Raw genomic sequence first — 13,320 nt, forward strand, 5'->3', positions numbered from 1 at the left:
CATGTTAAAAAGAATTAGCTTTGGTGACAAGGTCATGCTCATTGTGATATACGCGTTGCTCAGTCTACTCGCCTTCACGGCACTCTATCCGTTCTGGAATGCGGTGGCTGTTTCTTTCAATGTAGGTGTGGATACCGCCAAGGGAGGGGTCACCTTCTGGCCACGAGAATTCACACTCGAAAATTACAAAATCATACTGCAAGATGAAAGACTGCTTAACGGGTTTCTCGTATCCATAGGCCGTACCGTAATCGGAACCGCAACCTCCATCTTCATGACAGCGCTCCTTGCCTTCGGGATGACTCGATCCTATCTGATCGGACGGAGCTATTATATGGTGTTCTTTATATTCACGCTTTACTTTGGTGGAGGATTGATTCCAACCTATCTCTTGATCCGTTCACTGGGTATGATGGACAGCTTTCTGGTGTTTATTATTCCATCGCTTATCAGCGTCTGGAATATGATTATATTCCGAACCTTCTTTAAGGGCCTTCCCGTTGGCTTGGAAGAATCGGCCAATATTGATGGCTGCAGCAATTGGGGTATATTCTTCCGGATTATTCTTCCATTGTCCGGGCCGGTTATCGCCACGCTGTCCTTGTTGACCGCCGTTGGCCATTGGAACGACTGGTTCCTGCCAAGCATCTACATCACTAGCGATACTTTGCTGCCCATTCAGACGATATTGAGACAGACCTTGAATGCCAATATTGTATCCGGTTCAAGCACCGTGCTCGACAGCGCTTCGGTTGCTCTTCTGGATCAAGCAAGGCAAATTACTTCGAAGTCGCTTACGATGGCGATGATGATTGTTGTGACCTTGCCGATCATTTTGGTCTATCCTTTTGTGCAGAAATATTTTGTCAAAGGCGTGCTGGTAGGCTCGTTGAAAGAGTAGGTGGCCGAACGGTTTAAGGCGAACAGCTTTGAACATATATATTCTTGGAAATGAGAGGGGTTAGGTATATGAGAAAGACGAAAAAGCCATTGCTCGTAATGGTATCGCTTCTGTTGGTCATGGTTACTGTTCTTGCCGGATGCGGGAGTAAAAAAGAAGCCGCACCGCCGGCGACACCGCCTGCAACAACCAATGAGGGGAATAAAGAGACTGACCCTCCAGCAGAGGGGGATGGAGGTAAATGGGTGCTTGGCGAGAAGCCGCTGGAATTCTCAGCTTATGCACACTATGGAAACACAGACTTCCCTAAATGGGAAAGCACGCCTATCGGCAAATATTTGAGCGAAGAAAAGCAAGTTAAGCTCAATATGATAGCGGCTGCCGGAGCACATACGCAAAAGCTGAGCGCGATGATGGCATCAGACGATTTGCCTGACATGATCTGGGCAGACCGTGAGGATCAGGATATGGAGAGACTTCGTAAAGAAGGAAAGCTGGTAGCCTATGATGAATATCTGGATAAGTATCCCAACCTGAAAACGTGGATGGGCGATCTGGACCTGCTTCGTGCTGAAGACGGCAAGCTGTACAGGTTTCCTAACTGGTACTCATCCAATCCTTACGGAAATGCAGGTTATGTAATTAACAAGAAAATTTACGAAGAGCTGGGCAAGCCGCCACTCGAAACCACAGATGATTTATATAACTACCTGGTAAAGGTTAAAGAAAAGTATGGCAGCGAGATTGTTCCGTTCGAGCCGCATCGCGCACAGGATCGACAAGGACTGGGTGTGTTATATACGGCTTTCGGAGAGGGAGCAAGCTACACCAACCTTAACGCTAATTTGTTAGCGGTTCCAAAGGATGGCAAGCTGACGTCGCTACTCATGGATCCGGTATTCCGTGAGGCTCAGAAATATATCGCTAAACTTTACAGAGAGAAACTCATTTCACAAGATGCCTTTAACCAAACGGAAGATCAAGTGCTGGAGAAAGTCATGACAGGCCGAGTCGCTGTGTTTGCCGGAGCCAGTCCGACAGATATGGCAGGAGAAGCACAGCCGGAGTTAATTAAGAAGGATCCGGACGGCGGGTATTTCATGATCTGGCCTATTCATAAGCCTGGTCTGGATAAGAACAAGATTTATCCAGGGACCTACACAAGCTTTGGATGGAATGCTGCATATATTACAACGGCTGCCGAAGACCCTGAAGCGATCTTTGCATTCCTTGACTGGTATACAGGTCCGGAAGGAATGAACGTGCAATTCTTCGGTCCTGAGGGTAAGAACTGGAAAGGCTTTGATGAGCAGGGTCAGCCGAATTTCACCGAGACTTATAATCCCGAAGAAGTAGCCAAAATTCAATCCGAAAATTCTCCGGTTATGTTTGTAGGGAATACGAGTTATATTGACCCTTCCAAATATAAATATATGAAGGATCTTCCGTTCGAAGAGCAGGATTGGAGAACACGTTACCAACAAACGATTACTTGGCCAACTCAATTAAACGTTACGGAATTTTCCGGTATTGAACCATCCCCGGATTCCGATGAAGGCATTATAAAAACATCTGTAAATGAATTGTTCCTCGAAATTTATGCCAAATCCGTAATGGCTAAGAGTGACGAAGAGGTTGATAAAATTCTTGACCAAGGGAACAAGGATTTGATGGATCTGGGTTACCAGCAGCTTCTTGATTACCGTACAGCCAATTGGCAGGAGAACTTGGCGAAGAGAAAATAATTAATTACAGCGTTATTACAGGGAAGCCTCCCAAAGAATCCACCAGATTCTTTGGGATATCTCTGTTTTATTATCAAATAGTCTTTTGCGCGTATGTGTAAGTAGAGGTGTATCTACCATTATGGAGGGGTTCCATGTACAAGGTGCTGCTTGTGGATGATGAAGAACTGGATCTTGAAGGAATGAGAAGATTCATTCCTTGGTCTGATTTGGACATGGAGTTAGTGGGGAGCGTTAATAATGCATTGTCGGCATGCGAAATAATAAAGAACCAGGAAGTTGATATATTGGTCAGCGACGTCAATATGCCCTATATGTCCGGGCTCGAGCTTGCTCGGATTGCGATTGAGCATAAACCTAACATTCGGATCATATTCGTCAGCGGATATCAGGAATTTAGCTATGTACAGCAAGCACTCTTATTGAAAGCGTATAGCTATGTTCTGAAGCCCATGAACGATCGGGAACTGGTTGCTTCATTAATCAAGGTAAAACGGGATTTGGATGAGGAGATCAAGCAGCGCGAGGTGGAGATGGCTTATCAGGAGATGATCCCTATTGTCAAAAGTGACTTTCTCATACGCCTGCTTGAACGGGAAGAATCAGAGGAATTATTGACACAGATGAGTATTTCTTATGAATTCGACCAGTTGAAGTGGCCGATCCGCGTCGCCGTCATGGAACTGGATAATCTGTCTTGGCGCCAAACGGGGAGTCTTTTTTCAAAGAGGGAACTGGCAAGAATATTTCTGCAGCGTATCCAGGAGGCAATTACAGATGGCGGCATGCTTCCATACTGCAAGCTGTCCCCGCAACGGGTAGCGATCCTGCTTGAGGACGTAAGCGCCACCCATACGATACGTACCTTGACGGATAACGTTCAGTTGCATTTGACGACATCCCTGACAACGGGTATTGGGGAACCCGTACACAACTTGAATCAGCTTCAGCTGTCCTACAGGCAAGCGGTGGAAGCTGTGGAGGCCAAGATGTTTCTTGGCAAGGGAAGTATGATCAAGTATGAAGATGTCAGTGCGGAGCCAGGCATGCTCGATGCGCGGATGCTTGATGAGCGCATGAATGTCCTCCTAAAAGCGATGGAGAAATATGAGCTGGTTCAAATTTGTGATGAACTGGAGAAGTTATTTGGTTCTATAAGGAATCTGCGCTCCCGCTTTACTGTGCATAATATGTCGAATTATATTATCTGGAAGCTCGAACAATATTTAAGCAGTCGAAATGAAGATTTGTTTGACCTGTTGGGCATGGAGATCCATCACCTGGATATTTTGATGCAATTCGAAACCGTCAGTGATATTCGTTCCTGGTTTATACAGCACATATTCGGAATTTCCGAAAGATTATATGAGAAATCCAATTCTAAGGATGGTAAATTCATTCGCAGTGTTATCCAATTGATGAGAGAGCGGATGAGTGAGAATATAACGATCAAGGATATTGCGCAGCATTTTTGTTTTTCGCCGAGTCATGTCGGGTTCCTGATTAAAGAGAGGTCAGGAAATACGTTCAATGAACTGCTTGTCCAACTGCGTATGGAAAAAGCATGCGAATTGCTGAAACAGCCGGGTCTCAAGGTCTATGAAGTCGCCGATCAGGTAGGATATCGCTATCTTCCTTATTTCAGCCGGCAGTTCAAAGAGAAATTCGCGATGACACCCATGGAATTTCGAAAGAGAGAATTGGGATGAATACTCGCTGGACCACATCATCCAGAATAAACGGTAAGAAGCTGGGGTATATACCCATCGGTTACAAGCTCATGCTGACCTTTACGATATTTATATTGCTGTTGGTTTTCGTGAACTTTTATATTTCACACTCGATGTACGATGACACCATGCGCAAACAGAGCCGGGTCAACATCCAGGGGACGCTCAATCAGATCCGGGATAATGTGGCCTATAAAGTGGATGATATCGTCCAGACTTCAGCGACATTGTACGATGATCCTGCCTTCATTCAGAGTGTCCTCAGGAATTTATCAGGCGCTGATAATCATATCCGCATGAACAATGTCATTCTCCCGAAGCTGGAGAGCGCTGCGAAGGCGGTTGGCCTTAATTTAAGGCTATCCGTCTATTTTCATAATCAAACGGTGTACGAGAGATATAGAGATTGGGATAATGCCAATAATCAAGATTTCAACGAACAAAGCTGGGATATGTACCATATGACTCGAATTTCGAATGAGTTTTGGTATTTCACGCTGCCGGAAGAGAAGTATAATTCAACGATGACGTGGAGGCAGGTAGAAGAGGATGAGCGGGATGGGCGGATTTCGCTGATTCGGCGTATCGTGGATATGAATAATCCGCTCGATATTCAAGAAGTGGGAATCATGAGGTTCAGTGTTCGCTTGTCGCAGCTGTTCGACAGTGTGGATTACACGAAGCTTGGCGACGGAAGTGTGTTATCGGTGCTGGATCCTTTTGGGAATGTGGTGTTTACTTCCGGATCAATGGTTGAAGACCCTGAGCATACCAGCGACAAGGTAAATCCGTATGCCGTTATAGCACCCAACGATAAGAAGAATTATTTGGTGATTGAAGAAGATTTGCCGCAGAAGAACTGGAAGATTGTTGCGCAGGTTCCGCTTAACATCATTGAACAGGAAGCGAAGAGAGTACGAACCGTATTAATAGTAATCTGTATCATCTGCATCGTGTTGTTTACATATACAGGGTATGTGATATCCCGATCTTTCTCTAAGCGAATCCAGAAGCTTGTAGGGGTACTCAATGCATTTCGGGAAGGGGAGCTGCATAAACGGATCGCTTATCGGGGCAAAGGGGAGTTCCCGCAAATTGCGAATGCCTTGAATGCAATGGGCGAGGATATCGAGGCGTTAATCAATAAAGTGTATCTAACCCAGCTTCAAAAGAAGGAAGCAGAGCTTGAAATGCTGCAATCGCAGATTAATCCCCACTTCTTATACAATACGCTATCCTCCATTAATCAACTTGCGAAATTCGGCGAGACGGAGAAACTGCAGAATATGGTTGTGCAGTTGGCACAATTTTATCGGCTTACACTAAATTCGGGAAGAATATTAATACCCATTGCATTAGAGATTGAGCAGGCCAATGCGTATCTGGATATCCAAAAGGTAAAATACGGACAGCGCATGGAAGTCAATTTTGATGTGGATACAAGTATATGGCCTTACGAAACCATTAAACTGATTCTGCAGCCCTTTATCGAGAATGTGCTGAAGCATGCGTGGAGCGGGGATCGCATTCATATTCGGATTGTCGTCAAAAAGGAAGGGGATACGATTCTCTATCGGATCATCGACGATGGTCTCGGCATGAAGCAGGGGAGAATCGAGGAAATATTCGATCCCCGGGATAACAACCATACGGGCTGCGGCATCCGCAATATCGACCAGCGGGTGAAGCTGCATTACGGGAGCGAGTACGGCGTGTCTATCTTCAGCAAAGTGGGAATCGGAACTTCGGTTCAAATACGCATACCGGCAAGAGCCAGAAATGCAAACCCCGATAAGAGAGGAGGGTAGACGGGGCCCTAAACTATAGCTCTGCCTAGGGAAGAGGGATCCGTTCAGTTTAGTTTCATGTTCGCTGTCAAGGTAAAGCGTCAATGAGTGTGCTTGCTAAAAACATAGGCCTCAAGCGATACTAGGATTTGGGCGAAGAAATGACAAGCAATGTAAATTTCACAGGATGATATGATAGGTAAAAGACGTTGTCTTTCTCTTTTCTATTAGAAGAACCATAGAAGCCCGCAAGGGCTTTTCTTTTTGATTATATATGCTTATGCCGATTATACTGCTGCGAGGCTGCTGGGAGATAATAAACATGAAATGGTTGGAGCAGTACCCTAAGGAAGTTAAAGGTTTTCTTGTAGCAAGTCTCGTTGCCTCTGCAGGCGGCTCCTTGATGTGGCCGCTGACAACGATGTATGTATTTGATGAGCTGGGACGCAGCATGCAGGATGCCGGCTTTGTCATTCTGATTCAATCGATGGGGGGAATTGCGGGCCAGCTCCTGGGCGGGGCCATGTATCACCGAATTGGGGTGAAGAAACTCATCGTGGGCTCCCTGCTGCTGAATGCGCTGGGGTTGTTTACTCTTCCGTTCATTAACGGACTATGGGGCCTCTTCATCGCGATGATGGGATTCATCGGGTTCTGCAACGCAGTATCCATGCCGGCCATTCAGGCCTTTATCGGATTCCGGTTTGCCGATCGACGGGGTGAGCTGTTCAATGTCATCTATGTTGCTAACAATATCGGTGTAGCGCTAGGTACGGCCGTGAGTGGATTTTTGGCAGAGATATCCTATCATTTAAGTTTTGTCTTAAACGGAGTCACTTCCTTCGGGTTTGCGATTTTCTTCCTGTCCTATCTGACGAAGCTGGACGGACCCGGCGTACCGGAGCAGTCCCATCACCCGCAGCCCAAAACTCCGCTTCCCGCAGGCCCCGGTGCTTGGGCATTGCTGGGAAACACCCGAATTTATCTCTTCATGGGTTTGGGCTCTCTGTTTTTGTGGTTCGGGAATTCGATCTGGAATACGGGCGTCTCTCCCTTCATCATCTCAGAGGGGATGTCCAAGACAGCCTATGGTTATTTATGGACCCTTAATGGCATATTGATCTTTGCCGCACAGCCGCTGACCAATGCAATCAAGCGCTGGTTTGCCCGGACGGAGAGCAGCCAGATGACGGTGAGCGCACTGTTCTACCTGTCTGCTTACCTCGTTATTGTGGCGATGCACAGCTATCCGGGTATGGTGCTTGCGATGGTGCTGGCTACACTCGGCGAAATGCTCATCTCACCTGCTATACCGGCCTTTATCTCGGAGCGGGCAGGTCATGCAGCACCGTTCTATATCGGCGTTACAGGCGGTATGGGAGCTGTCGGACGGGTGATAGGTCCTTATGCTATGGGAACGATGTATGATGGCGGGGGATTGACGCCAGTGGCGTGGCTGGCAGCAGGCGTTGCGGTGTTGTCCTGCTTATCCTTCATGGTGCATGCACGGCTTAGCAAGAACAGCTCGCTGAATCATAACCTCCACGACAAGAATGCAAGACAAGCTGACGCTTCCAGCCCTCACTAAGAAAAATAACATGGAATGTTATAAAGCAGCAGGCAAGCTTCCGGCCGGCTGCTTTTTCTTATGGGGTCGAAGCTCACAGCGCTTGTCAAAAAATAGACTCATAAAAAAATAAAAAGGATATTGAAATCGCTCTCAAGGGAAGCTATAATGAACTTGTCGAAACGTTTCAAAATAGAATGCGTTTTTTGAAGTTATCAAGCAATCAAGCAGATTATTATGAATACACAAAAGCATGTTTATACCTAAAATAAGCATGGAAAGGTGCTTTATAGGGGGAATGAAGAGACATTAGGATTATAGATTTGTACTTTATCCGGCGTCTTTATTTTTTCGAATAAAATCGAAACGTTTCGAAGTAAGTGCTTTCAATTTAAGTTCGGTATTACGTTTTGCATGCTGGTAAACATTAAAAACGGGGTGAATGTAGAATGAGAAAAAAATCATTATTATGGACGTTGGCAGCAATGCTGATGTTCTCGGTTGTTTTAGCTGGATGTTCTGGTGGGTCTGAAGATGCCAAGGAAGGCGGCGAAGGCAAGAAAGAACTGAAAGTTTGGTTGATGGGTGACACAACAGACGAAACCTTAATTAAGGAATATGAAGAGAAAAATCCAGGCGTTAAGGTGAGTGTTCAATTGATCCCTTGGGGCAGTGCACATGACAAGCTGCTTACAGCGGTTGCATCGAAGAGTGGTCCTGATGTCGTGCAAATGGGAACCACCTGGATTCCAGAGTTTGCCCAGGCTGGAGCTTTGCTCGATCTGACGCCGTATCTTGAGCAGTATCCTAGCCTGAAACAAGAGAACTATTTTGACGGTGCTATCCAAACCATGAGTTATGATGACAAGGTTGTCAGTATCCCGTGGTACGTGGAGACACGCGTATTGTTCTATCGCACAGACATTCTGGCCGAAGTCGGCTACCCGGAAGGTCCTAAGACTTGGGATGAAATGAAGGATGCCGGTGAGAAGCTGGCAGCTAGAGGAAACGGCAATTACGCCATTACCATTGATGCCAAAGACATGAACTACCTGTCCATGTTTGCCTGGCAGAATGGAAGCGACATGATTGACGAGAACCGGAAGCCTCATTTTAACGAACCGGAATTTATGGGAGCCATGGAATACCTGAAGAGCTTCTACGATACCGGAATGACGCCGCTTGCGAGCGATTTGGATCTGTTTGCCGCATTTAAAGACGGACAATTCCCGATGTTTATCAGCGGTCCTTGGATGATTCAAGGTGTTAAAGACAAAGCGCCTGAGATTGAAGGTAAATGGGCAACAACAACACTTCCGGCTAAAGAAAACAATGCATCGTTCCTCGGTGGAGCGAACATGTCGGTATTCAACACAACCAAAAATGCAGAGGAAGCCGTTAAATTCATCTCTTTCATGAGTGAAAAAGAATCGCAGCTGACCAACTACGATGTAGCTAAAAACCTGCCTGCTGTTAAGAGTGCATGGGAAGATCAACGCTTTGAAGATCCGATTTTTGCTACCTTTGGAAAGCAGCTCGAAAACGCTAAACCTGTTCCGTTCATTAAGGAGTGGGATGCGATCTCCAAGGAAGCAATTGCAGCTTTTGAGAAAATTACCGTTGGTGGAGCTGACATCAAAACAGAAATGGATCTTCTGAATCAAAAAGCTACCGAAATGCTAAACAAAAAATAAGAGTGCGTCTTAAACGCAGCCCGGCTTGTTTCATCGAAGGATGAAACAAGCCTGACTGCTTCAAACGTACGTTATTCTTATATTGAGAAACCCACACTTGCAGGAGGTGAATGACATTGCAGAACTTTATCAAGCGCTTTAACCATTATAAGTATCCTTATATGTTTATTGCGCCCGCACTGGTGCTGCTTCTGACGTTCTCAATCATTCCGATCATCATTGCGCTAGTCATCAGTTTCACGGATATTGACCTTGCCGGCCTCGCGAATTATTCAAACATTGAAGGCGTTGGCTTTGATAATTTTATCAATGTATTTAAAGATCCGGTCTTTCTGAAATCCATGTTTAACACCATGTTCTATGTTATTATCGGAGTTCCGCTTGTCGTAATGCTTGCCATGGGCGCTGCCCTGCTGCTTAACTATGGCACGGGATTGTTGTTTAAGACATTCCGCGTCGTGTATTATATGCCTTCCATTACGAATATTGTGGCGGTCGCGGTTGTTTGGGGTTACTTGTATAACAGCCATTACGGCCTCTTTAACCATATATTGTCCTGGTTCGGAGTGCCGGCTCAGCAGTGGCTGACAGATCCGGCACTAGCCAAGCTATCGCTGATTCTTCTGGCCGTTTGGAAATCCATCGGACTTAACATGATCATTTTCCTGGCTGCGCTGCAGGGGATTCCGCGCTCCTATTATGAAGCGGCGGAGATTGATGGTGCAAGCAAATGGAAGAAGCTCCTGTACATTACGGTACCACTGCTTAGCTTCGCGACCTTCTTTGTCACCATTACGACATTGATCGGCTGGATTCAATTCTTCGAAGAGCCGCTGGTTATGACCAAGGGTGGCCCGCTCAACTCCACGATGTCGATGGCTCTCTTTATCTATAACAATGGCTTCCAGCTTAGCAATTTTGGCTATGCGGCCGCAGGATCGTTTGTACTCTTCATCATCATTATTGCTGTAACGGTCTTGCAATTCGCAGTCAAGAGAAAAGATGTCGAATATTAAGGCTCAGGTTCAAGCGACCATCCCGTATCGTAACTGAAGGAGGCTTTAGAGTATGGCAGCTAAAAGAATTGAGAAAACAGTCATGACGGTGCTGCTCATTGCAGGAGGACTGCTCATGATGATTCCGTTTATCTGGATGATCACGTCCTCGTTCAAGCCGGAAAATGAATTTACAGCGGTTCCGCCAACGTTATTACCAAAAGAATTTACAATTAAGAATTATGTGGACTTATTTACGAAGCTGGACTTTATTGTATATTTGAAAAATACACTTATCATTGTGTTCTGGTCTTTTGTCGGTCTGTTCCTTAATGCGCTTGCAGGATATGCATTCGCCAAATACGAATTCCCTGGCAATAAAAAGCTGTTCTATCTCGTGCTTGCCACGATGATGATTCCAGGGCAGGTTACCATGATTCCAGTATATCTGCTGATCAATGCAATGGGCTTGACCAACACGATGGCAGGTATTGTGCTGCCGGGCTTGGTTGGCGCTTTCGGTATTTTTCTATTCCGTCAGTTTATGTCCACCATTCCAACGGATTTAATCGAGGCATCAAGGCTTGATGGAGCAGGGGAGCTGCGTATCTTCTTCCAGCTGATCGTTCCGATCACAAAGCCCGTATTCGCGGTACAGGGAATCTTGGCGTTCATTGGAGCCTGGAACAGCTTCCTGTGGCCTCTCATTATGGCAAACGACCAGAAGCTCTACACGCTTTCGGTTGGTTTGCAGCTTCTGAAAGGACAGCATGGATCTGACTTCGGTCTGCAGATGGCAGGCGCGGCATTCATGGTCGTTCCAATTATTATCGTATTTTCTTTCTTCCAAAAACACATTATTGAAGGATATACGATCTCCGGTATGAAATAAGTTAAATAGAGTTTTTTATGTACTAGAAGGGGCGTAAGGAAATGGCAACGATTAAGGATGTGGCAAAGCTCGCCGGGGTTGCGTTGTCAACCGCTTCCTATGCACTAAGCGGCGATAGCAGGGTTAGTTCCAAGACAAGATCCAAAGTGCTCGATGCAGCAAGACAATTGAATTATCGGAAGAACGGATTCGCCATGGATTTGAAGCGGAGTCGTACAAAGACCATCGCGCTTATTCTGACGGATCTGTCCGGCCCTTATTATTCTGAACTGATTCGAAGTGTGCAGGAAGTGGCGTTAACGAACGGCTATGATCTGATTGCTTGCAGCTCGATGGGCGGAAGAGATTCGACGGCGGTTAAATTTCTGCGCGAGAAGAGGGCGGACGGAGCCATCATTCTGGCACCCAATATTCGTGATGAAGTTCTGGTTGAGACCTCCGGTCCCCAATTTCCGATCGTTGTGATGGATCGTCAGTTGTCCAGTGATTATTTGCTTAACGTGCTGGTTGACGGAGAGCAAGGAGGATATACGGCTACCCGTTATCTGCTGGAGAATGGACACAAACATGTAGCCTATATCAGTGGTTCTTCTGATTCTTATGATAACCATTTACGTTACAAAGGGTATTTGCGAGCACTTGCGGAGGCTGGGCTGGAGGAACAGTCGAAATGGCGTCTCAGCGGCAATTTTGTGCGCGAGGGCGGTTATAATGCCACCAAAATGTTGATTATGCAGGGATCGCTCCCATCGGCTGTGTTTTACGGCAATGACGAAATGGCCATCGGTGGATTGAAGGCATTTGAGGAATGCGGGATATCGGTACCGAATGACATCTCTGTCATCGGATATGATGACATCCAATTAGCCGAATACGTAAATCCGCCGTTAACGACCATAAGACAGCCCAAGAGTGAAGCGGGGTCGCTTGCAGCCCATTTGCTGTTTCAAGCATTGGCCGGTGAATCGGTGAAGCAGTCTTACATGCTGACTACAGATATGATGGAACGTGCATCGGTAGGAAAGGGTAAAGCAGGGAATTAAGGTGCCGGATCGGAGATGAGGAACTTGGCGTGGATCACATGTGATTTTTATTCGGAAACACTGCAGCTGTTCACCAGCATGGAGGTGTTTCTACCCCAAGGCAGCTTAATGCCACTCCGTTCTTCTTCGAAGCTGCCGGTGCTTTATTTGCTTCACGGACGAGGGGCAGATCATACCGAATGGATGCGCAGGACATCCATCGAGCGATATGCCGAGAGCAAAGGCCTCGCACTCGTGATGCCGGGATTCGGGCGCAGCTATTACATGGATATGGCGAATGGGCTGCCATACTTCACCTATCTCAGCGAAGAGCTTCCCAAGCTTGTTCGGACGTTCTTTCCGGTGTCTGGCCGAAGAGAAGATACCTTTGTCGCTGGAATCTCCATGGGTGGGTATGGTGCATTTAAGCTGGCGCTTAGCTATCCGGAGCGTTATGCGGCTGGTGCAAGCTTGTCGGGCGGGCTGGATCTTGCCAGCCGCGCAGCAGGAGCGGGCTTTCAGGAGTCGGAGATCCGCACGATCTTCGGCCGTGTGGAGAACGTGCGGGGGAGCCGGGATGATTTGCTCTTCTTAGCTGCAGAGTTTGCCGCATACACCGGAAACAAACCGATGCTGTATCAATGCTGCGGAACCGAAGATTTTTTGTATAAGGACAATCAAACCTTTAGACGATATGCGGACAGCCTGGGAATTCATATCACATACGAAGAAGAGCCGGGTGGACATGAATGGGGATATTGGGACAACAAAATTCAGCGGGTGCTGGATTGGCTGCCCCTGCCCTGAATTTTCTGTTCAAATTCATTGAAACGTTTCGAATATATAGAGATATATGATGTGATTTATTCAATCTAAAGTCTGTTCATAATTAGCATTAAAACCTTATATCATCTATATTTTAATGGCTTAAAACGACTGTGTTTGATAAAATCAAAACGTTTCAAATTTATGTAGAATGGAATGTTG

General features: G+C 46.4%; 10 protein-coding genes. All 10 read left to right on the top strand.

Going from position 1 to position 13,320, the window contains the following annotated elements; genetic code table 11:
• Window position 1 precedes the first annotated feature (1 nt).
• The 10 genes from B9D94_RS30210 to B9D94_RS30255 all read left to right on the top strand — a co-directional run bounded on the left by B9D94_RS30210 (window position 2) and on the right by B9D94_RS30255 (window position 13,140).
• Window positions 2-901 carry a carbohydrate ABC transporter permease gene (locus B9D94_RS30210; protein WP_148248646.1) on the top strand — a complete coding sequence of 300 codons (900 nt, stop codon included), beginning with the start codon at window positions 2-4 and terminating at the stop codon, window positions 899-901.
• Between the two features lie 68 nt (window positions 902-969).
• On the top strand, window positions 970-2,646 hold the full coding sequence (locus B9D94_RS30215; RefSeq protein ID WP_063478027.1) for a type 2 periplasmic-binding domain-containing protein: 1,677 nt from the start codon (window positions 970-972) through the stop codon (window positions 2,644-2,646).
• A gap of 134 nt (window positions 2,647-2,780) precedes the next feature.
• Entirely contained in the window at window positions 2,781-4,355 is a 1,575-nt protein-coding gene (locus B9D94_RS30220) for a response regulator (RefSeq protein ID WP_148248647.1), read from the top strand.
• Complete coding sequence (locus B9D94_RS30225; RefSeq protein ID WP_148248648.1) at window positions 4,352-6,184, top strand: sensor histidine kinase; 1,833 nt, start codon at window positions 4,352-4,354, stop codon at window positions 6,182-6,184. Before B9D94_RS30220 ends, B9D94_RS30225 begins: the two co-directional genes overlap by 4 nt.
• A gap of 301 nt (window positions 6,185-6,485) precedes the next feature.
• Window positions 6,486-7,751: an MFS transporter gene (locus B9D94_RS30230; RefSeq protein WP_148248649.1), complete on the top strand. Its 1,266-nt coding sequence runs from the start codon at window positions 6,486-6,488 to the stop codon at window positions 7,749-7,751.
• Window positions 7,752-8,179: 428 nt separating this feature from the next.
• On the top strand, window positions 8,180-9,424 hold the full coding sequence (locus B9D94_RS30235) for a sugar ABC transporter substrate-binding protein (RefSeq protein WP_006213139.1): 1,245 nt from the start codon (window positions 8,180-8,182) through the stop codon (window positions 9,422-9,424).
• Window positions 9,425-9,534: 110 nt separating this feature from the next.
• Window positions 9,535-10,440 carry a carbohydrate ABC transporter permease gene (locus tag B9D94_RS30240; RefSeq protein ID WP_063478024.1) on the top strand — a complete coding sequence of 302 codons (906 nt, stop codon included), beginning with the start codon at window positions 9,535-9,537 and terminating at the stop codon, window positions 10,438-10,440.
• Between the two features lie 52 nt (window positions 10,441-10,492).
• Window positions 10,493-11,311 carry a carbohydrate ABC transporter permease gene (locus B9D94_RS30245; RefSeq protein ID WP_006213137.1) on the top strand — a complete coding sequence of 273 codons (819 nt, stop codon included), beginning with the start codon at window positions 10,493-10,495 and terminating at the stop codon, window positions 11,309-11,311.
• A 41-nt stretch (window positions 11,312-11,352) separates the two neighbouring features.
• Window positions 11,353-12,354 (top strand): LacI family DNA-binding transcriptional regulator, encoded by a 1,002-nt coding sequence (locus B9D94_RS30250; protein WP_006213136.1) that lies wholly within the window; start codon window positions 11,353-11,355, stop codon window positions 12,352-12,354.
• Window positions 12,355-12,378: 24 nt separating this feature from the next.
• Window positions 12,379-13,140, top strand: a complete 762-nt coding sequence (locus B9D94_RS30255) for an alpha/beta hydrolase (protein ID WP_148248650.1) — start codon at window positions 12,379-12,381, stop codon at window positions 13,138-13,140.
• Window positions 13,141-13,320: the final 180 nt, after the last annotated feature.

Source organism: Paenibacillus sp. Cedars, assembly GCF_003184205.1.
In the GTDB taxonomy this organism is placed as follows: domain Bacteria; phylum Bacillota; class Bacilli; order Paenibacillales; family Paenibacillaceae; genus Paenibacillus_AQ; species Paenibacillus_AQ glucanolyticus.